Origin of the sequence: Chromobacterium vaccinii (assembly GCF_001855275.1) — a bacterium.
Taxonomy (GTDB): Bacteria; Pseudomonadota; Gammaproteobacteria; order Burkholderiales; family Chromobacteriaceae; genus Chromobacterium; species Chromobacterium vaccinii.
The window spans coordinates 3,029,787-3,049,053 of sequence record NZ_CP017707.1 but is presented as its reverse complement, the minus strand read 5'-3'; the positions used below and the strand labels follow the sequence as shown (position 1 = coordinate 3,049,053).

Here is a 19,267-nt window from a genome sequence, read left to right as displayed (position 1 = left end):
AGTTTGGAATGAGTGATGATTGACTGTGAAAATAAACCAGTGAAATACCAATAATGGATGTTCTGAATAGAAACTTGATGTTCGAATTGCGGATATTGCAACGCAGCATCCGCGCAAAGAAAGATGCCCGCGCGAAGCGGGCCAAAACGAGAGAGGAAGGTTCAAAGGGGAGGCAGGTCTCCCCGGAGGAAAGGTTTGACGGCTACTGGCCAGGCTCCTGATTCCGCATTGCGCCGATTTGTTGTAGCGCCCGCGCGGCGCGTCTTGCCTCAGGCGCGCAACTGAATTCTGTTAGCCGCTCCGGGCAAGCACTCAAGCATTGCGGCGGAAACGGGCGTCTCGCGAAGCCTTGGACAGGCGATCAGGCCTGCCAGGCGGTGGCGGTCAACGATTGCGGCGTCCGGTCCGAGGCCGGCGGCTGGCCGCCGGCCGGCAGCTTGAAGCGGCTGATCGCCGCCTGCAGCGCGCCGGCCATCTGTTCCACCTGGCCGGCGGCCTCGGCGGTTTGCGTCGCGGCTGCGCTGGTTTCCTCCGACATCTGCGCCACTTGCTCGACATTGGCGGCGATGCTGGTGCCGGCCTGCTGCTGCTCGTTCAGCGAGATCGATATCGTGGACAAGGAGCCCTTCACCCGGTCGACATTGCCGGCGATGCCGGTGATCGCCTCGCGGGCGCTGCTGGCCTGGGTCAGCCCGGTTTCCATCTGGTCCACCGTGTGATGGATGTTGTCGACCACGTGCTGGCTGCAGTCCAGCATCTCGCGGATGCTGCCGCTGATTTCGGTGGTGGACTGCGCGGTGCGTTCCGACAGCTTGCGCACCTCGTCGGCCACCACGGCGAAGCCGCGGCCCTGCTCGCCGGCGCGCGCCGCCTCGATCGCCGCGTTCAGCGCCAACAGATTGGTCTGTTCGGCCACGTCGCGGATCACCTGGATCACGTTGGCGATCTCCTGCGAGCGGCTACCCATCAGGTCGGCCTGCTGCTGCGAGGAGCGCGCCTGCTCGGCGACGCGGCCTATCGTTTGCAGCGTCTGGTCGATGATGGTCTCGCCCTGATGGGCCAGTTCGCCGCTGGATACCGAATCCTTGGCCACGTCGGCGGCGGTGTCGTTGACCGAGCAGATGCTGACCGACAGCTGTTCCACCGACGCCGACATCGACGACGCGGCGCGGGTTTGCTCCTCGGCGCTGGTCGCCACCTGTTCCGACGCGGCGGCGAGCTCGGTCGCGCTGTTGGACAGCCTGAGCGTGATGTCCTGCATATTGCGCACCAGCTGGATCAGCGCGCTCTGCATCCGCGCCATCGAGGCGACGACGCTGTGATGGTCGTCCGGCTTCACCGTCAGCTTTTGGCCCAAGTCGCCTTCGGCGATGCGTTCGGCCAGCGCCACCACGTCGCGCGGCTCGCCGCCCAGTTCGGATAGCAGCCCGCGCACGATTATCCAGGCCAGCAGGAAACCCACCACCACGCCGACGGCGATCAGCGCGATATTGGCGGCGTGGCTGAAGGCGGCGCGCTGCTGCGACTGGGCGAATTCCTCAGCCGCCACCCGCAGTTGCAGGTCCACCAGTGCGGCGATGCGCTGCGACACCGGGTCCAGCGCGGGATACATTTCCCTATCGACGTAATATTGCAGCGCGGCCGCGTCGCCGCTCTGCACGATCTGCCGCAGCTTGTCCACGCTGCGGTTGGCGTTGGCCATCGCCGCCTCGGCCTGGTCGGCCAGTCCCTTTTCCTCCGGGGTCAGATAGGTGGCGCGGTAATCGCCCCATTGCTGCCTGACATCAAGTTGCGCCTTGTGCAGATTGGCTAGGAAGCCGGCGGTGGTCTGGCTCTGGTTGCGCAGCTTCTGCGCATTGTCGACGATGCCGACGGCGTAGCCGTCGCCGACGATCTTCAGTTGCTTCAGGCAGACCACGCGGTCGTTGTAGGTGGTGGCGAAGTCGCCGAGTATGCCTTCCTGGGTGTGCAGGCCGTACCAGCCGACCAGCAAGGGGATGGCCAGCAGCGCGCAGACCATGACAGCCAGGCGCCGGGCGATGGTGAGGGAGTTGAACATGAGGGACTCGCTGCTATGGGCGGGGACTGGGCCCCGATACTCTTCGGAGTAGCAGCCGCCGCGAGGGCAAGCAATCTGGATACAGTATTTTAAGTAGTCGTACCTAGAACGGGACAGCGCAATCGGCTGCTATCTATAAGCCCATGATTCCGTTATAATTCCGCCCCCACCCAACCACGCATCGTACCCATCGATCAGCCCGGAACCGCCATGAGCCTGCTGCCGCACCAAGTCGAACTGCTGTCGCCCGCCAAAACCGCCGAAATCGGCCGCGAAGCCATCCTGCACGGCGCCGACGCGGTGTACATCGGCGGGCCGTCGTTCGGCGCGCGCCACAACGCCTGCAACAGCGTGGAGGACATCGCCGGGCTGACCGCCTTCGCCCGCCGCTACCACGCGCGCATCTTCGCCACGTTGAACACCATCCTGCACGACGCCGAGCTGGAAGGTGCGCGCAAGCTGATCTGGCAGTTGTACGATGCCGGCGTCGACGCGCTGATCATCCAGGATATGGGCATCCTGCAGATGGACCTGCCGCCGATCCAGCTGCACGCGTCCACCCAGTGCGACATCCGCGACGCCGACAAGGCGCGCTTCCTGTCCGACGCCGGCTTCAGCCAGATCGTGCTGGCGCGCGAGCTGACCATTCCGCAGATCCGGAAGATCGCCGACCGGGTGGCCGATTCCGCCGCCATCGAATACTTCATCCACGGCGCGCTGTGCGTGGCCTTCTCCGGCCAGTGCTACATCAGCCACGCCGACAACGGACGCAGCGCCAACCGCGGCGACTGCTCGCAGGCCTGTAGGCTGCCGTACACGCTGACCGACGAAAAGGGTGGCGTGGTGGCCTTCGACAAGCATTTGCTGTCCATGAAGGACAACAATCAGAGCGCCAACCTGGAAGCGCTGCTGGACGCCGGCGTGCGGTCCCTGAAGATCGAGGGCCGCTACAAGGACGTGTCCTACGTCAAGAACATCACCGCCCATTACCGCCTGCTGCTGGACGAGATCTTCGAGCGCCGCCCGGAACTGGCGCCGGCCGCCAGCGGCAGCAGCGAAATCTACTTCACGCCGGATCCGGACAAGACCTTCCATCGCGGCGCCACCGACTACTTCGCCACCGGCCGCAAGCAGGACATCGGCGCCTTCGATTCGCCCAAGTTCGTCGGCGTCGGCCTGGGCACCGTGCACAAGGTCGGCGACGCCTGGCTGGAGATCGCCACCGCCGAGCAGATGTCCAATGGCGACGGCATCAACTTCATGAAGAAGCGCGAAGTGGTGGGCATGCAGCTCAATACCGTCAAGCAGGTGGGCAAGGCCGAGGGCGGGCTGCTGGTGTGGCGCTGCGAGCCCAACGATCCGGCGGCGCTGCAAGGGCTGAAGCCCGGCGTGGACATCAGCCGCAACCGCGACCACGCCTGGGAGCTGGCGCTGCTGAAGAAATCGGCCGAGCGCCGCGTCGGCGTCTGGGCCTCGCTGTCCGAAACCGCCGATGGACTGGAACTGACGTATACCGACGCCGACGGCTGCAGCGCCAGCGCCCGCGCCGAGCTGGCGTTGGAGCCGGCCAAGGACGCCGCCCGCGCCGAGCAGAGCCTGCGCGACGCCGCCGCCAAGCTCGGCAACACCATGTTCCAGGCGCACGACGTCGCGCTGCATCTGAGCCAGCCGTGGTTCGTGCCGGCTTCGGTCATCAACGGCCTGCGCCGCGACGCGGCGGAAAAACTGGAAGCCGCCCGCGCCGCCGCCTGGGTCCGCCCCGAGCGCAAGGCCGCCGTGGAGCCGCCGGCGGTCTTCCCGCAGAAGGAGCTCAGCTATCTGGCCAACGTCTACAACGCGCTGGCCTGGGATTTCTACAAGCGGCACGGCGTGGAGGTGATCGAGCCGGCCTACGAGGCGCATCAGGAAGAGGGCGAGGTCAGCCTGATGATCACCAAGCACTGCCTGCGCTTCTCCTACAACCTGTGCCCGAAGCAGGCCAAGGGGGTGAAGGGCGTGATGGGCCAGGTGCGCGCCGATCCGATGATCCTGAAGTCCGGTGACGAGACCTATACGCTGAAATTCGAGTGCCGCCCTTGCGAGATGCACGTGATGGGCAAGATGAAGAAGCATATTCTGAAGTCGCCGCCGCCGAGCGAGATTCCGGCTTCCGCGCCGATGACTTTCTTCAAGCAGCGGCCATAGCAGGAGCATTACGCTGGCAGATGCAGCGGCATGATTCGATATTGCAGGGGCAAGCCATGGTGGCTTGCCCCTTTATATTTTCCGGTGCACTGAATGGCTTGTTTTCTTGTAAGGGTGTGTGATTTCATCCAAGAAATATGATATTTAAATTTTGTTGGCTGGGTGGAGTCTCGTCGGCATGCGGAGGGCGGTGTGGAAGTCAATTTGATCAGGGCAGGGCTAGCAGATGCGGACATATTGCACCGGATGCAGGTCGAGGCATTCATGCCCTTGTTGCGGAAATACCAGGATCACGCGCTAAACCCGGCAATGGAGCCATTGGGCAGGCTGATCGAGAAAATACAACAGCCGAATCCACTTTCTACTTGATTCTACGTGGTGGCCAGCCTGTCGGAGGCGTTCGCGTGGTGGACCTGGATAGTGGCTGCCAATGCCGGATCAGTCCCATTTTTATTCTTTCCGCTTTCCAGAGGCTAGGCGTTGCCCAGCAGCCCTTGCGTCTGCTTGAGCGATGGCATCGGCTGAAAGAGGGCTGGTGTCTGGACTCCATTGTGGAAGAAGTGGGCAATTGCCGCTTGTACGAGAAGCTGGGTTTTATCCGGGTGGGGCCGGTGAAGCGGGTACAGCCTGGCATGCATTTGGTTTCATACCGGAAAGAGGCTGTCTCTTGCGCATAGTTTTGATTTCCGGCGACGCCTTATCTGGATTGGAAGACGTTCCGCGGCGCTAGATTGCCGGCTGCTGTCGCGGATGGGGTGCTTGGATATGAATAATGTTTATTCCCTAATTTTTGAGGCAATGTAGGCTAAGCGGGGAAAATGAAAAGCATGACATTGCGCCGACGATAGTCAGTCATGTAATCATGAACCATTGAGCGCAAACGGAGGCTGGTGCATGCAAACGTATCGATTCACGGTCTACGGCCAGATCATCGCGGTGGAGCGGCATGGCTCCGGCTGGCGGACTTTCCTGCCCGGCAATGACGGCAAGCGCCGGCCCGCCGATTTCGTCATCCCGGATTGGGTGACGGAAGATGGCCTGATGCAGTACCTGGAAGACCTGCTTCACGAGAACGCGACGCCGCGCAACGGCGACGTCAGGCAGCTCGATTGAGGCGCTCGCTTGCAGAGCGGGTCGGCCACAGGCCGCGCCCGCCGATTATTCCCGTCTAATTCCTGCCCGCCATCACGCCGCCGTCCACGTCCAGCACCGTGCCGGTGATCCAGCCGGCCTTGTCCGACAGTAGAAACTCGATCGCGTCGGCCACGTCGTCCGCAGTGCCGATGCGGCCCAGCGGGTGGAAGCCGTTGAAGCCGGCCAGCGTAGCCGCGATCTGGTCCTCGGCGATGAAGGACTTGTAGATGCCGGACAACACCACCGCCGGCGCCACCGCGTTGACGCGGATGCCGTCTTCGGCCAGTTCCATCGCCATATGCTGGGTCAGCGCGTGCAGGCCGGCCTTTTGCATCGAGTACGCCGACGACGGCGTGGCCTTCACCGCCTGGCGCGCCCACATCGAGCCGATGTTGACGATGGCGCCGCCGCCGTGGCGGCGCATATTGCGCGCCACCGCCTGGCTGATGAAGAAGAAGGCCTTGTTGATGTCCAGTTGGCGGTCGTAGTCCTGTTCGCTGTGCTCCAGGAAGCTCACCGGCTGGAAGTAGCCGGCGGCGTTGACCAATTCTCCGATGGCGCGCGGCTCGGCATCCAGTCTGGCGATGAAGGCGCGCACCTGTTCCGGTTGGTAGAGGTCCACCGCGGAGGTTTCCACCTTGCCGCCGGTGTCAGCTTCCAGTTCCGCCTTGGCGGCGGCCAGGCGCAGGGTGCTCTGGGCCAGGAGCAGCACTGTCCGGCCCTGGCGCAGCAGACGGCGCGCGCTTTCCTTGCCCATGCCGCTGGAGCCGCCGACGATGATGGCGAGAGTGGGGGAATGTGTCATGCTTGCGTTCCGTGGGTTGAGGAGATGGCCGCAGCTTAAAAGCGCGGCAAATCCTTGAACAGCAGGTACAAATTGGTAAGCCACTTACTTTTTGGTACATCTCGATGAAGGCGCAGGAAAAAAAATTCTCCCGAAAATCGCCGCCGGAGCGCAGCGCGCGCATGGTGGAAAGCATCTATGGCTGCAAATGGTCGCTGACGGTCTACCAGTTGCTGGCGAGCGGCATCAATCGCCCCGGCGAAATGGTGCGCCAGGTGGAGGGTTTGAGCACCAAGGTACTGAACGAATGCCTGCGCCGCAATATGGAATTCGGCATCCTGGAGCGGGTGGCGTTTGACGAATCCCCGCCCAGGGTTGAATACCGGGTCACCTCGTTTGGCGGCAAGTTCGTGCGGGTGCTGGATGAGCTGGAAAAGCTGCAGCAGGAGCTGGATCGGGAGGAGAGGCAGCCGGCGGAATCTTGAGACGCGCCGTCCCGCCCGGTTTTGATCACGCAGGACCACCAGAAAGGGAAAACGATGATTTACCCGATGTTCGCGCTGGTATTGCTGACCTTTTTCGTCGGCGTCCGCCTCGGCGCCACTCGTTTCGCCAACGCCCGCTCCGGGCGGGTGAAGGGCAGCTACTACCGGTTGATGCAGGGCGACGCGCCGCCGGACGGCGAATTGAAGCTGGCGCGCAATTTCTCCAATCTGTTCGAGGCGCCGGTGCTGTTTTACGTGTTCGGCGCCATCGTCATCGCCAAGAATCTGGCCGGGGCTGTCCCGCTGGGATTGGCTTGGTGCTACGTGGCGGCGCGCGTCGCGCATTCCGCCATCCATCTTTCCTACAATCACCCGATACACCGTTTCCTGGCCTTCCTGGCGTCCAACATCCTGCTGCTGGCGATGTGGGGCTGGCTGGCGGTGGCGTTGTAGCGGGGGGGAGTTTTCAGCGTCCGGCGATTTCCAGGATCTGCGCCTCCAGCCAGTCCAGCCCGGGGTCGCCGCCGCTGGCGGCATGGCGGATCAGCGAGACGGTGAACGGCGGCAGATCCAGCGGCGGCGGGCTGGCGCGCAGGCCGTGGCTGGCGGCCCATTCCTCGGCCAGCGCTGCCGGCACGGTGGCCAGCAGGGGCAGGGCTTTCAGCAGCGGCGGCAGCGAGGCGAAGCGGGAGGCGGTGTGGCTGACCACCCGCGACAGGCCCTGCTCGGCCAGCGCCCGGTCGGCGGCGCCCTGGCGCGCGCCGCGGTAGCTGACCAGCGCGTGTTCGTAGGCGAGGTAGTCGTCCAGGCTCAGCGGCGCGGACAGCGGCAGCTGCTTGGGATCGTAAACGACGGCGAAGCCCATCGAGCGCAGCGGCCGGGTCTGCTGCCAGGCCGGGCCGGGAGCGAACACCGATACGCCCAGCTCCATCCGGCCCTGCTCCAGCATCGCGCTGCCGGTGAACGGGTCGGTGGTTTCCAGCGCGACGCGCAGCTTCGGCGCCAGCGCGCGCAGCCGCGGCAGCAGCTTGGGCGCCAGCCAGATTTCCACCCAGTCGCTCATGCCCAGCGAAAACGCGCGGGTGGCGGAAGCCGGCTCGAACGCGGGCGCGGCGAACAGCAGCGTTTGCAGCTGTTCCAATAAGGGCGTCAGCTCGGCCTGCAAGGCCAGCGCCCGGGCGGTGGGCGCCATGCCCTGCGGCACCCGCACCAGCAATTCGTCGCCGAACAGCTCCCGCAGCCGGGCCAGCGCGCCGCTGACCGCCGGCTGGCCCAGATGCAGGCAGGCGGCGGCGCGCGACACGCTGCGCTCGCGCAGCAGCACGGCGAGCGTGACCAGCAGGTTCAGGTCCACGCCGCGGAAATCTTTTTCCCTGATACTCATCATCATTCCAATCGATTTGAATGGCATGGCCGGGCGCCGCATCATCGGGACACTTGAACTCCCCGCCCGGAAAGGAATACCCCATGCGCTTCATGTCCACACCATACCATGCCGCCGCCCGCGCCATCCGCCTGCTGCCGCTGGCCATCGCCCTGGCCGGCGCCGCCGCCGCGCCGACCCTGGCGGCCGAGCTGTCCCCGCCGGCGCAGGCGCGCGTCCAGGCGCCGGGATTCTACCGGATGATGCTGGGTTCTTTTGAAGTGACCGCGCTGTCCGACGGCACGGTGGCCGTTCCGCTGGACCAGTTGCTGCATAATCCGCCGGCCGACACCGCGCGCCGGCTGGCGCAGGCCCACCTGGGCACGCAAGCGGAAACCTCGATCAACGCCTTCCTGATCCACACCGGCAGCCATCTGGCGCTGGTGGACACCGGGGCCGGCGACCTGTTCGGCCAGGCCGGCGGCCAGCTGTTGGACAGCATCCGGGCGGCCGGCTACCGGCCGGAAGACATCGACACGGTATTGCTGACCCACATCCATGCCGACCATTCCGGCGGCTTGACGCGGCAAGGCAAGCGGATGTTTCCCGCCGCCGACATCCGGGTGAGCCAGCGGGACGTGGATTTCTGGCTGAATCCGGCCAACGCCGGCAAGGTGGCCAAGGAAGAGCGCCACTCCTTCGCCGATTCCGAGGCGGCGCTGCGGCCCTACATCGAGGCTGGCCGGCTCAAGCCGTTCGACGGCGAGACGGAGCTGCTGCCCGGCATCCGCGCGGTTTCGGGCGCCGGCCATACGCCGGGGCACACGCTGTACGAGGTGCAGAGCGAAGGCAAGAAGATGGTGCTGTGGGGAGATCTGATCCACGCGCAGGACGTGCAGTTCGCCAAGCCTGGCGTGACCATACGCTTCGACGTGGACGCCGCCGCCGCCGCCAAGCAGCGCCTGGCGCGCATGGACGAGGCCGCCCGCCAAGGCTGGCTGGTGGGCGCCGCCCATATCCGCTTCCCTGGCCTGGGCTATGTCCGCCGCGACGGCGCCGGCTACGCCTGGCAGCCCGCGCCTTACAGTCTGGCGGGCTTGAAGCCGGCGATTGTGTCGGCGCGCTAGCCTTATTCCAGATCAATGCCGATGGATGGGAGCGGCCGCACAATGACACCATGCGATCCTCCGTCCCCGGCACCGCCAAGAAGTTTCCCCTCCATCCCGGCCATCCCGAGCGCATTTGCTGGGGTTGCGACAAGTATTGCCCGGCTTCGGACATGGCTTGCGGCAACGGCAGCAGCCGCACCCAGCATCCGGCGGAGATTTTCGGCGACGACTGGTTCGAGCCGGATCCCGGCGCGGATGATGCCGGAGCTGGCCGGGAAGGATAGCGGGAGAACAATGAAAAACGGGACGCCTGGCGTCCCGTTTTCTTTGCAGCGGCGCGCTTAGCAGCGGCCTTTCTTCGCCTGGCCCGGAGGGCAGAAATTGCCGCGGCCATGGTGATGATGACGGTGCTGGCGCTTGCGGTAGCTGCGCTCTTCGCGCGGTTCCGGCTTGCGGCCGTAGTCGTGGCCGATGGCCGCGCCGGCGCCGCCACCCACCGCGCCGCCGATGATGGCGCCGTTGCGGCCGCCCACGGCCTCGCCCACCGCCGCGCCGGCGGCGCCGCCCAACGCGCCGCCGACGATGGTGGATGTGTCCGCTTGAGCAGTCGCGGCCAGTCCGGCCAAACTCAGCGAAATGATGACAAATGCGCGCTTCATGCGGCTATCTCCGGTAAAAAATTGATGGCTTGCAGCATACTGGTTTGGGCGGAGGCCAACTGTATCAGATTGTTATGGAATGTAAATTCTATGTTAATGACAATTGTCGAATTGTTGCCGCAACGCGTTGACGCGACGCCGCGCGCTGCCGAGAATGGGGTTTCTTACCTTTCCCGGGAGGGCTGCGATGGCCGATCTGGCTTCCTTGTGCCCCGGCGCGGCATGGCCGGACTACCAGGGCGGCGGGCTGCTCAATCTGATGCAGACGCTTAGCCTGGAATTGGGCGGACCCGACTTGGGCCATGCGCCGCTGGCATCCGGCGCGCTGGCCGGCATCGGCGGCCACCGCCATGTCTGCCTGATCCTGATCGACGGGCTGGGCGACGCCCAGTTGCGGCGGCTGGGGCCGAACAGCCGCCTGCGCGCATTGCAACGGGCGACGATCAGCAGCGTGTTTCCGCCGACCACCGCGGCGGCCGTCGCCACGGCGCTGACCGGCCGCTCGCCGGCCGAGCACGGCCTGATTGGCTGGCATCAGCTGCATGGCGAGGAAATCATCGCGCCCTTGCCCCTGTACGCCCGCCACCCGGCGGATGCCGGCGGGCAGGAGTCGCGGCGCGCGGCCACCCTGTACCGCGCGCGGCCGCTGTTCGACCGCCTGGCGCGGCGGGCGTTCCTTTATCTGCCGGATTTCATCGCCTATTCCCCATGCAGCCGCCACCACGCCGGCGGCGCGGAGCGCGTCGCCTACCGCGGGGGAATGGCCGACGGTTTCGCCCGGCTGGCGCGGCGGCTGGCGGACCCGCAGCCGGCCTTCCACTACCTGTATCTGCCGCAGCTGGACACGCTGATGCATGAGCAGGGGCCGGATTCCGATGCGGCGCGGGTGCTGCTGGCGGAAATCGACGCCGCTTTCGCCGCGCTGCTGGGCGAGGCCGAACGTTGCGGCGCGGCGATCGTCGCGATCGCCGATCACGGTTTCGTCGCCGCGCCGGACGCGCAATGGCTGGACGTGGACGCCGACCTGGAACTGTACGGCTTGCTGGCGCGGCCTCTGTCCGGCGAGACTCGGCTGGCTTACTGCCATCTGAAACCGGGCTGCGCCGCGCGCTTCATCGAACTGGCGCGGGAGCGGCTGGGCCATGCCTGTTGGGTGGTGGAAAGCCGCGAGCTGCGGACATCCGGCGTGTTTGGCCCGGGTTCGGCGCATCCGGACCTGGCTCGCCGTTGCGGCGATGTGGCGCTGATCGCCAAGCCCGGCTGGAATCTGCGCGACACGCTGCCGGGGGAGGAGACGCTGCGCCTCGCCGGCGTGCACGCCGGCGTCCATCCGGACGAGCAGGCGATTCCGCTGATCGTCTACCGGGCCTGAGCATCACATTTTTACAAGCGGGGCTGGCCGTAGCCGCCGCAGAATGGCCGCTTTTTTTCTGGATATCGCCGATGCAGTCGAAACAACGCAGGCCCGATCCAGGGCTGGAGCCATGGATACACAGTTACCGCCGCTATTGTTTCGGGCCGGATGATCCCGCGGTGCTGACGCTATTGCCGGGCACCGGCGCGGAGCTGTGGCTGGGCGCGGATGGCTCGGCGGGCTTGCTGTGTCCCCGCCGGCGCATGCTGCGGATCGCGCGGCCGGCGCTGCCGGTATTCGTGGTCCGTTTCCACGCCGGCGCGCTGCCGCAATTCTGTTCGCTTCCCTTGTCGCAGCTGGTGGACCGCGTCACGCCGCCGGCGCGCGCGTGGCCGGCGGCGGACGGTTTGTGGGCGGGAATCGAACGGGCCGATTTCGACGCGCAATGCGAGCTGGCCGGCCGTTTCCTGCGCGGACGGCTGCGGGCGGAGCCCGAGCTGGAGCGGATGCGGCGCCTGGCGCGGCGGATATTCGCCGACAGCGCCGGCTTCCAGTTGGGTACGCACGCGGCGGAGGCGGGTGTGGACCGGTTCGGCCTGTCTCGCCGTTTCCATGCCAGCCAGGGCGTGACCGCCAAGCTGTTTCACCGGCTGTGCCGGTTCGAGAGGTTTTTCCGCGACGCGGCGTTCCAGCCGCGGCCGGCCCTGGCCGGGCTGGCCTGGGAGCATGGCTATTGCGACCAATCCCATCTGCACCGCGACGCGCTGGCCTTCGGCGGGCAGCCGCCGGCGCGCTTGCTGCGCGATCCGGCGCTGTCCCTGTTTTATTCTCCGCTGGCCGGCGCTCGGGCCAGCTTGTCGCCGGAGCGGTGGCCGAGCAAGGGGTGAGGATCGAAGCGCACCGCGCCGACCGCGGCCAGTTCGCCGACCGCGGCGGCGACGATGGCGACGCCCTGATGGCCGAAGCCGCCGCACAGCTCGATGGCGGCGCAGCCTTGCTCAGCCAATCCGCGGGCGACTTCGCCGGCCTGGCGGTAGCTGGAGACGGCGAGGGTGATGACCTCCACTTCCGGCGTAGCGGTGATGGCGCGATGGCGTTGTGGGTCGCCGTGGGGGGCGATGAAGATGAAGGCGGCTTTCAGGGCCATGGCGGTTTCCTTTGCGGGGTGTGGAAGCCGGAGCTTAAGCGGCGCCTCGCCCGGCGATCTTGGAAAAACGTGCGGCGGCGGACCTGAATATTCCTATGCGATTTTGTCGATGTTATGCTGATTGGTTTTTGAGGCGCGATGAAACATGGGATCGCGGCAGGCGTAATCGTCGAGCATGAGGACAGGATTCTGATGGTCCGGCATTGCAAGCCGGGCGCCTACGATTTCTGGGTGGCGCCGCGCTATGTCGGTCTGCGGCGGATGGCGTTCTATTAAGATGGGCGGAGGGGGCTGTTGGTCGAAGCCTCTTGCCTGAGTGTTCGATCTCGCAGCCGAGATTTGGCCAGATTGATTGATCGCAATGGAGAAGACGATGTTTCCCCTGATTGTGACCCTGGAGGCGATAACGGAGGCCGATGTGCCGGCCATCGCCGCCGCGCTGGCGCGGATGCGTCCGCGGTGCCTGGCGGAGCCTGGCTGCCTGTTGTGGGAGGCCTACCATTCCGAGGCCGATCCCAAGGTGTTCGTGCTGGTCGAGCATTGGGAAAGCCGCGCGCGCTGGGAGGCGCACGGCAAGCTGGACGCGATCCAGACCATCTATCTGCCCGAGGTGCTGCCGCGAACCAGGCGCGCAGCCCATCCATCCACGCTGCTGGGCGCTTAGGCCCGCGTCTGAAAAGGTCACGCCGATGCTGGACAAGCCATTCGCCGAGGCACTGGCGCGGGAATGGATAGACGCCTGGAACAGCCATGATCTGGCGCGCATCCTGGCCCATTACCGCGACGATTTCGAAATGAGCTCGCCGTACATCGCCGAGATGGCCGGCGAAGCGTCCGGCCGGCTGCAGGGCAAGCCGGCGGTGGCCGCCTACTGGGCCGAGGCGCTGCGGCGGCTGCCGGACCTGCGTTTCGAGCATCTGGCCACGCTGACCGGAACCGATTCGCTGACCATACATTACCGCGGCGCGCGCGGCCTGGCGGCCGAAGTGCTGTGGCTGGACGAGGCCGGCAGGATCCGGCGCGCGGCGGCGCATTACCAATGACCGCTTCATTGCCCGGCCGGGTGTTGATCGTAGGCGGCAGCGGCGCCGGCAAGAGCACGCTGGCGGCCAGGCTGGCCGCCGCCTCGGGCGCGCCGCTGGCCGAGCTGGACGCCTTGTTCTGGGGGCCGGGCTGGACGCGGCGCGACGCGTTCTCCTCCGATGTGGCGGCGCTGGCGGCTCTGCCGCGCTGGGTGGTGGAAGGCAGCTACGCGTCGGCGCTGGAACGCTTGCTGCCGCGCGCCGAGCTGGTGATCTGGCTGGACTATCCCCGCGCGCTACTGGCCTGGCGCATCGTCCGGCGCAGCCTGCGCCGGGCCTGGCGGCGGGAGGCGCTGGCGCACGGCAACCGCGAGACGCTGCGCGGCGCGCTGTTTTCGCGAGACTCGCTGCTGCTGTGGATGTGGCGCGGCTACGGCCGACGCCGCCTGGCGCTGTCGGACTTGCGGGATGCCCACTCCGGAGCGGCTTGGCTGGCGCCGCGCAGCCCGGCCGAGGCCAGGCGGCTGTTGGCGGGCATCTTGCCGGCGTGAGCCATCGTCCGTAGAATGCGCGCTTTCCCGCAAGGGAAAGTTTCGCGTATTCAATGTGTTAAGGACTAGCCGTGGCCGACATCAACCGCCTGGAAACCTGGATCAAGTACAAGAACGGCCTGTGCGGCGACTGCATGGCGTCCTGTTGCACGATGCCGGTGGAAGTGAAGCTGCCGGATCTGGTGCGCATCGGCGTGGTGGACGAGTTCGAGCTGGAAGAGCCGATCAAGAACATCGCCAAGCGGCTGGAAAAGCAGCGGGTGATCCAGCATTTCAATTTCAAGAACAGCCTGTTCACGCTGGCGCAGCGCGCCAACGGCGACTGCCTGTATCTGGATGCGCAGACCCGGCGCTGCACCATTTACGAGCGCCGCCCCAACACCTGCCGCAATCACCCCAAGATCGGCCCCAAGCCAGGTTTTTGCGCCTATACCCGCGACAGCCGTCCGCGTCAGAAGTAATTCATTTATCATAGCCGGTCGCCCTGCTGCCGGCGTCGCGCAGCGGGCATGGACTGGACCGCGTTCCACGTGGAACAGCGGCATGGCATCGGCCCCGCCACGGGCGGCGGCGGCCTATCGTTATCGAGGAGCGCGGCGATGCAGGCGATTTTTCCCTTGCTGGCCTTTCTGGTCGGGGTGGTGGTGCCGCTGCAGGCGGCGGTCAACAACCAGTTGCGCCTGTTGCTGGGCAACAGCACCTTGCTGGCGGCGCTGGTGTCGTTCGGCACCGGCTGCCTGACGCTGGCGCTATTGTCGCTGGCGACTGGCCAGCGTTGGCAAAATCTGGCGGCGCTGGCTCGCGTCGAATGGTGGATGTTGCTGGGCGGAGTGTTGGGCGCGGGTTTCGTGTTCGGCACCACCTTGCTGGCGCCGCGCCTGGGCGTGGCGACCATGGTTTCCCTGATCATCGCGGGACAGGTGTTCACTTCGTTGTGCTTCGACCGTTTTGGCTGGCTGATGATGCCCTTGCGCGAGTTGAGCGCGGCCAAGCTGACTGGCGCGGCGCTGGTGGTGGCGGGCGTGCTGCTGGTGAATTTTGGCGACCGCTGGTTCGGCCGCTGAAATGCGATCCCGCCGGGCGGGCCGGCGGGATCGCGGGGTGTTTACTGCTGGGTGGACGGCGCTTGCGGAGCCGGCGCCTGGACCGGCGCCGGCGGGACCGGGTTCATGTCCTGCAGCGACAGCGGCACGCTGGGCGGCACGGCGGGATTGTCGAAGGGGCGGACATTGGCGTCCTGGGCGCTGGCGAAGGCGCTGGCCAGCAATAACGCCAGCGAGGTCATGAGCAGTCTGAGCATGGCGGAATCCTTTGATGTTGTTGAACGGATCGCCCTCGGTTTTCCTGTTGCGGCCCCGGAAATGTATTGGGCGTACTTTCATTATTAATGCCAATTCGACCGAAGATGTTGCTGGCAATTCCCTTTTTGTTTCAATATGTTAAATGGTTTGTTGGTTGAGTGATTTTGCCTGGATGGCATGGCTCTCAATAGGGCGGAGGCGGCGGCAAGTAGGCGCGCCGCGCCGGGTATTGGCCTGGCAGCTGGTTGCCCTTCGCGTACATGCATTGCTGGTAGGCGATGTTGTAGCGGGTTTGCGCATCGTAGCCGGCATAAGCGCCGTTGGAGCCGCCCACCGCGGTGCCGGCCAGCAGCCCCATGCCGGCGCCGACGCCGGCGCCTTGGTGGTTGCCGCCTATCAGCGCGCCGGCCGCGGCGCCCACCACGGTGCCCAGCGCCATATTGCCGGCCAGCGTGGCGTTGGACGCGTCGGCGGCCGCCGCGCCGCTGTTGCCGGCGGCGTAGGCCCGGCATTGCTGCTCTTCCTGCGCGAACACGTCGAACGGCTTGCCCGGCGCCGGCATCACCGCCACTGTCGGGCCGGTGGGCAGCGCGGCGCAGGCGGCCAGCAGCGACGGCAGCAGCATCATGCAATAGCGTGCGTTCATGGCGTTTCCTTCCGGCTTATCTGGGCGGCTGCGCCGGCACGGTCTTCCAACCGCCAGGACATTCGCTGACATACGGGTAGTACTGTTTGGCCGCCTTGCAGTAGTACCAGACCTGGGCCGGCTCCTGCGGCGCGGCGGCGACCGGCGGGGCCGGCGGAGCCATCGGCACCGCAGGGACGACGGGCACGGCCGGGGCCACGGCGATGGCGGGCGGCGCATACAGGCTGGGGTAGGGATAGATGGGCGCGGTGTAGAAGTACCAGGCGCCTCCGACCACCCACCACCAGCCCATCCGGCCCTGGTAGTAGCCGTGGTGCCAGTAGCCGCCGCGCCAGACGTTGATGCTGATGCGCGGACCGCCGTGGTGGTAGTACGCCTCGGCGGGAGCGACGGCGGCCACGGCCAGCGCGGCGGCCAGCAGCGCGCCGCTCAAGCGGATGCAGCCTTTCATGATGGGCCTCTTTCGGTCGGTTGCCGCGCGGCCCGGCGAGCCGGCGCGGGCGGGATCGAATCGCGGGATCAGCCGTTGGCCGGGGCCGCGCCTTCCGGTTTCTTATGATGCTGCCACTTGCCGCGCGGGCCGTGCAGATTGTCCATGGTCTTTTGCTGTTCCGGCGTCAGCTGCGCGTAGAAGGCCTTCAGCGCGTCCAGGCGCTGCTGCATCCGGGCTTGCTGGCGCTGCATCATGCTTTCCATCTTCTCCGGCGCGGTGGCCTTGTCGTCCATCGCCGGCTTTTCCATCTTTTCCGGCTTCATCGACGCGGCGAAGGTTTGCCAGGCGGCTTCCTGCTGCGGCTGGATCTTCAGTTTGTCGTGCAGCGCCTGCAGGTGCTTGGCGCGCATTTCTTCGTGCTTGGCCGGGTCCATGTGCCAGCCCTTGTGGGCGGCGGGAGCGGCAGGGGCATCGTCGGCGTAGGCGGCGGAACCAGCGAACAGCAGGCCGGCGATGAGCAGGGGTTTGAGCAGCTGGGTCATGACGGTTTCCCTTCGTGTGAGCTGTTGGTGGCTGCAGTATTGGATGCAAATGTCAGGCGAGTTTTGCCGTGGAAATCGCTTATGTTTATGACTGTTAATCTGCAATAACTTGTTGATACTCTTGCCATCGAGAGGTGGGGGCGGCAGTGGTGGGCTACAGTGAAAGCTGCGGACAACCGGGAGATCTGCATGGCGGAAACCGACAAGGGGGGATGGTGGTCGCTGGGCCAGCACTGGGCCGACTACTGGACTGACGCCGTCCAGCGCGGCCTGCTGTTCTGCGATGTGCTGCGCGAGCGCGGCGACACCTATCTGGAGCACCAGGCGTCCGGCAATCCGCCGGTGCTGGTGTTCGATTTCGACATCATCGTCGACGGCCGCGAGCTGGACGAGCCGGTCAACTACGCGCTGGCGGCGATCCGCCCGCCGGCCAACTGCCCGCCGACCGATCCGGAGCTGCGGCCGTTCGTGGTGATAGATCCGCGCGCCGGCCATGGGCCCGGCATCGGCGGCTTCAAGATGGACAGCGAGATCGGCATCGCGCTGCGCCAGGGCCATCCCTGCTATTTCGTGATGTTTTTCCCGGTGCCGGTGCCCGGCCAGACCATAGAGTGCGTGTGGCGGGCGGAAAAGGCTTTTCTGCGCCGGGTGCGCGAGGCGCATCCGGGCAACGCCGGCAAGCCGTTCGTGATCGGCAACTGCCAGGGCGGCTGGGCGCTGACGATGGTGGCGGCCTCGGCGCCGGAAGACGTCGGCCCCATCCTGCTGGCCGGCTCGCCGTTGTCCTACTGGGCCGGCGTGGCCGGCAAGAACCCGATGCGCTACCAGGGCGGCATGCTGGGCGGCACCTGGCTGGCTTCGCTGACCGGCGACCTGGGCCACGGCCAGTTCGACGGCGCGCACCTGGTTTCCAATTTCGAGCAGATGGATCCGGCCAACACCTATTGGAAGAAGGGCTACCACCTGTACGCCAACATCGACAAGGAGCGCAACCGCTTCCTGGAGTTCGAGCGCTGGTGGGGCGGCCATTACCTGCTCAACAAGGAAGAGATGGAGTGGATCAGCCAGAACCTGTTCGTCGGCAACCGGTTGAGCCGCGGCGAGGTGTACCTGGACGACGGCGCGGTGCGGATCGACCTCAGGCAGATCCGCTCGCCCATCATTGTGTTCGCGTCCTGGGGCGACAACATCACGCCGCCGCAGCAGGCGCTGTACTGGATCGCCGACCTGTACAAAGACGTGGAGGAAATCCGCGGCAACGAGCAGACCATCGTCTACTGCCTGCACGAGCAGATCGGCCATCTCGGCATCTTCGTGTCCGCCGGCGTCGCCAACAAGGAGCACAGCGAGCTGGCCAGCGCGCTGGACCTGATCGACGTGCTGCCGCCCGGCCTCTATGAGGCGGTGATCACCGACACCTATCCGGAGATGCCCGGCCTGCAGTATCTGCAGGGCCGCTACGTGATCCGCTTCGAGCCGCGCGAGGTGGCGGACATCCTGGCGCTGGGCGACGGCCGCGACGGCGAGCGCGCGTTCCAGGTGGTGAAGCGGGTGGCGGAGATCAATCAGCAGCTGTACGACAGCTTCGTGTCGCCGTGGCTGCAGGCCTGCACCACGCCGTGGACCGCGCACCTGATGCGGGAGATGCACCCGTCGCGCTTCGAGCGGCGCTGGTTCTCCAGCCGCAACCCCTTGCTGAACGGTTTGTCGGACTGGGCCGGCAAGGTAAAGGAGGCGCGCAAGCCGGTGGACGGCGACAACCCGTTCTGGCAATGGCAGCAGACCGTGTCCGACTGGACCGCCAGCTTGCTGGACGGCTGGCGCGACCAGCGCGACGCGATGAAGGAAATGACCTTCCGCGCCGTCTACGACGCGCCGCTGACCGCCGCTCTGGTGGGCCTGGATCCGCGCCGGCCCTATCGGGTGCGCAGCCACGGCGGCGGCTGGGAGCGCGAGGAAATGCTGCGCCTGAAGCGGCGCGAGCTGGAGGAGCATTATTCCGAAGGCGGCGCGGTGGACGGTTTCCTGCGCCTGCTGATCTACGTCGCCATCGGCAACGGCGTGGTCGACGTCCGGCCATTCAACGCGATACGCCGGGTGATGCAGGACACCGGCCTGGGCGAGGAGTTGACGCTGGAAGCCTTCAAGCAGGCGGTGCGGCGCCAGACCTGGCTGGTGCGCAACGACGAAAAGCGCGCGCTGGCCACCATCCAGGACCTGTTGCCCGGAGAAGCGCAGCGGGCGATGGCGCTGGAGCTGGTGATGCTGCTGCTGGCGGCGGCCGGGCCGATCAGCGTGGAGAAGCAGCAGCGGCTGGGCCGGGTGGCGCTGGCGATGGGAGTCACCGCCGGCGAGGTGCCGGACGCCGGGGAGGCGGTGGTGCTGAAAAAGCCGCGCGCGACGCGCAGCCGCAACAAGACGGCGGCCAAGTAGCTTTGCCAGCGGACGGGCGGCGGCTTACACTCGCCGCTTTTGCTTTTACAGGATGCTTTCG

Annotated in this window: 25 protein-coding genes; 16 read left to right on the top strand and 9 right to left on the bottom strand. The window is 66.1% G+C overall.

Annotation, left to right across the window (positions count from 1 at the left end):
• Nucleotides 1-361: 361 nt before the first annotated feature.
• Nucleotides 362-2,059: a methyl-accepting chemotaxis protein gene (locus tag BKX93_RS14095; RefSeq protein ID WP_070980303.1), complete on the bottom strand. Its 1,698-nt coding sequence runs from the start codon at nucleotides 2,057-2,059 to the stop codon at nucleotides 362-364.
• Between the two features lie 210 nt (nucleotides 2,060-2,269).
• On the opposite strand from BKX93_RS14095, the gene BKX93_RS14090 reads away from it, so the two are divergent.
• From BKX93_RS14090 to BKX93_RS14080, 3 genes are all read left to right on the top strand, one after another.
• Nucleotides 2,270-4,243 carry a peptidase U32 family protein gene (locus BKX93_RS14090; RefSeq protein WP_046155991.1) on the top strand — a complete coding sequence of 658 codons (1,974 nt, stop codon included), beginning with the start codon at nucleotides 2,270-2,272 and terminating at the stop codon, nucleotides 4,241-4,243.
• Nucleotides 4,244-4,380: 137 nt separating this feature from the next.
• On the top strand, nucleotides 4,381-4,920 hold the full coding sequence (locus BKX93_RS26005; protein WP_083340561.1) for a GNAT family N-acetyltransferase: 540 nt from the start codon (nucleotides 4,381-4,383) through the stop codon (nucleotides 4,918-4,920).
• Between the two features lie 217 nt (nucleotides 4,921-5,137).
• Entirely contained in the window at nucleotides 5,138-5,356 is a 219-nt protein-coding gene (locus tag BKX93_RS14080) for a DUF7661 family protein (protein WP_046155990.1), read from the top strand.
• Nucleotides 5,357-5,411: 55 nt separating this feature from the next.
• Here the strand turns inward: BKX93_RS14080 and BKX93_RS14075 are convergent, their stop codons facing one another.
• Nucleotides 5,412-6,182 (bottom strand): SDR family NAD(P)-dependent oxidoreductase, encoded by a 771-nt coding sequence (locus BKX93_RS14075; protein WP_070980301.1) that lies wholly within the window; start codon nucleotides 6,180-6,182, stop codon nucleotides 5,412-5,414.
• Between the two features lie 104 nt (nucleotides 6,183-6,286).
• Between BKX93_RS14075 and BKX93_RS14070 the strand changes: the two genes are divergently transcribed.
• Both BKX93_RS14070 and BKX93_RS14065 read left to right on the top strand, forming a co-directional pair.
• Complete coding sequence (locus BKX93_RS14070; RefSeq protein WP_070980299.1) at nucleotides 6,287-6,646, top strand: winged helix-turn-helix transcriptional regulator; 360 nt, start codon at nucleotides 6,287-6,289, stop codon at nucleotides 6,644-6,646.
• 54 nt (nucleotides 6,647-6,700) lie between these two features.
• Nucleotides 6,701-7,099 (top strand): MAPEG family protein, encoded by a 399-nt coding sequence (locus BKX93_RS14065; RefSeq protein WP_070980297.1) that lies wholly within the window; start codon nucleotides 6,701-6,703, stop codon nucleotides 7,097-7,099.
• Nucleotides 7,100-7,112: 13 nt separating this feature from the next.
• Here the strand turns inward: BKX93_RS14065 and BKX93_RS14060 are convergent, their stop codons facing one another.
• Entirely contained in the window at nucleotides 7,113-8,030 is a 918-nt protein-coding gene (locus tag BKX93_RS14060; protein WP_070980296.1) for a LysR family transcriptional regulator, read from the bottom strand.
• Between the two features lie 83 nt (nucleotides 8,031-8,113).
• Between BKX93_RS14060 and BKX93_RS14055 the strand changes: the two genes are divergently transcribed.
• A complete protein-coding gene (locus tag BKX93_RS14055) occupies nucleotides 8,114-9,136 on the top strand; it encodes an MBL fold metallo-hydrolase (RefSeq protein WP_052717393.1) in 1,023 nt (340 codons plus the stop codon).
• Nucleotides 9,137-9,186: 50 nt separating this feature from the next.
• Entirely contained in the window at nucleotides 9,187-9,402 is a 216-nt protein-coding gene (locus tag BKX93_RS14050) for a DUF3079 domain-containing protein (protein ID WP_070980294.1), read from the top strand.
• A gap of 57 nt (nucleotides 9,403-9,459) precedes the next feature.
• Here the strand turns inward: BKX93_RS14050 and BKX93_RS14045 are convergent, their stop codons facing one another.
• Nucleotides 9,460-9,777 (bottom strand): glycine zipper domain-containing protein, encoded by a 318-nt coding sequence (locus BKX93_RS14045; protein WP_070980292.1) that lies wholly within the window; start codon nucleotides 9,775-9,777, stop codon nucleotides 9,460-9,462.
• 187 nt (nucleotides 9,778-9,964) lie between these two features.
• Between BKX93_RS14045 and BKX93_RS14040 the strand changes: the two genes are divergently transcribed.
• Entirely contained in the window at nucleotides 9,965-11,149 is a 1,185-nt protein-coding gene (locus BKX93_RS14040) for an alkaline phosphatase family protein (RefSeq protein ID WP_070980290.1), read from the top strand.
• A gap of 71 nt (nucleotides 11,150-11,220) precedes the next feature.
• The gene (locus BKX93_RS14035; RefSeq protein ID WP_070980289.1) at nucleotides 11,221-12,018 is read left to right on the top strand and encodes a helix-turn-helix domain-containing protein; all 798 of its coding nucleotides are present in this window, start codon (nucleotides 11,221-11,223) and stop codon (nucleotides 12,016-12,018) included.
• Here the strand turns inward: BKX93_RS14035 and BKX93_RS14030 are convergent.
• A complete protein-coding gene (locus BKX93_RS14030; protein ID WP_070980287.1) occupies nucleotides 11,955-12,278 on the bottom strand; it encodes a DUF6506 family protein in 324 nt (107 codons plus the stop codon). The two genes, BKX93_RS14035 and BKX93_RS14030, sit on opposite strands and share 64 nt — an antisense overlap.
• Nucleotides 12,279-12,416: 138 nt before the next feature.
• On the opposite strand from BKX93_RS14030, the gene BKX93_RS25385 reads away from it, so the two are divergent.
• The 6 genes from BKX93_RS25385 (at nucleotide 12,417) to BKX93_RS14005 (ending at nucleotide 14,915) form a co-directional block, all read left to right on the top strand.
• The gene (locus tag BKX93_RS25385) at nucleotides 12,417-12,554 is read left to right on the top strand and encodes an NUDIX hydrolase (RefSeq protein ID WP_160298967.1); all 138 of its coding nucleotides are present in this window, start codon (nucleotides 12,417-12,419) and stop codon (nucleotides 12,552-12,554) included.
• 97 nt (nucleotides 12,555-12,651) lie between these two features.
• Entirely contained in the window at nucleotides 12,652-12,942 is a 291-nt protein-coding gene (locus BKX93_RS14025) for a putative quinol monooxygenase (RefSeq protein ID WP_046158497.1), read from the top strand.
• Between the two features lie 25 nt (nucleotides 12,943-12,967).
• The gene (locus BKX93_RS14020) at nucleotides 12,968-13,321 is read left to right on the top strand and encodes a nuclear transport factor 2 family protein (RefSeq protein WP_046168485.1); all 354 of its coding nucleotides are present in this window, start codon (nucleotides 12,968-12,970) and stop codon (nucleotides 13,319-13,321) included.
• Nucleotides 13,318-13,851: a P-loop NTPase family protein gene (locus BKX93_RS14015; RefSeq protein WP_070980285.1), complete on the top strand. Its 534-nt coding sequence runs from the start codon at nucleotides 13,318-13,320 to the stop codon at nucleotides 13,849-13,851. The genes BKX93_RS14020 and BKX93_RS14015 overlap by 4 nt, the downstream gene beginning before the upstream one ends.
• A gap of 71 nt (nucleotides 13,852-13,922) precedes the next feature.
• A complete protein-coding gene (locus BKX93_RS14010) occupies nucleotides 13,923-14,312 on the top strand; it encodes a YkgJ family cysteine cluster protein (protein ID WP_046158500.1) in 390 nt (129 codons plus the stop codon).
• Nucleotides 14,313-14,360: 48 nt separating this feature from the next.
• The gene (locus BKX93_RS14005) at nucleotides 14,361-14,915 is read left to right on the top strand and encodes a DMT family transporter (protein WP_052717661.1); all 555 of its coding nucleotides are present in this window, start codon (nucleotides 14,361-14,363) and stop codon (nucleotides 14,913-14,915) included.
• Nucleotides 14,916-14,956: 41 nt separating this feature from the next.
• Here the strand turns inward: BKX93_RS14005 and BKX93_RS14000 are convergent, their stop codons facing one another.
• The 4 genes from BKX93_RS14000 to BKX93_RS13985 form a co-directional block, all read right to left on the bottom strand.
• Nucleotides 14,957-15,151 carry a hypothetical protein gene (locus tag BKX93_RS14000; protein ID WP_070980283.1) on the bottom strand — a complete coding sequence of 65 codons (195 nt, stop codon included), beginning with the start codon at nucleotides 15,149-15,151 and terminating at the stop codon, nucleotides 14,957-14,959.
• A gap of 185 nt (nucleotides 15,152-15,336) precedes the next feature.
• The gene (locus tag BKX93_RS13995) at nucleotides 15,337-15,798 is read right to left on the bottom strand and encodes a glycine zipper family protein (RefSeq protein WP_070980281.1); all 462 of its coding nucleotides are present in this window, start codon (nucleotides 15,796-15,798) and stop codon (nucleotides 15,337-15,339) included.
• A gap of 16 nt (nucleotides 15,799-15,814) precedes the next feature.
• Nucleotides 15,815-16,249 (bottom strand): hypothetical protein, encoded by a 435-nt coding sequence (locus BKX93_RS13990; RefSeq protein ID WP_115616510.1) that lies wholly within the window; start codon nucleotides 16,247-16,249, stop codon nucleotides 15,815-15,817.
• A 68-nt stretch (nucleotides 16,250-16,317) separates the two neighbouring features.
• Nucleotides 16,318-16,773 carry a Spy/CpxP family protein refolding chaperone gene (locus BKX93_RS13985; RefSeq protein ID WP_070980279.1) on the bottom strand — a complete coding sequence of 152 codons (456 nt, stop codon included), beginning with the start codon at nucleotides 16,771-16,773 and terminating at the stop codon, nucleotides 16,318-16,320.
• Nucleotides 16,774-16,962: 189 nt separating this feature from the next.
• On the opposite strand from BKX93_RS13985, the gene BKX93_RS13980 reads away from it, so the two are divergent.
• Nucleotides 16,963-19,206: a DUF3141 domain-containing protein gene (locus BKX93_RS13980; protein WP_046168483.1), complete on the top strand. Its 2,244-nt coding sequence runs from the start codon at nucleotides 16,963-16,965 to the stop codon at nucleotides 19,204-19,206.
• Nucleotides 19,207-19,267: the final 61 nt, after the last annotated feature.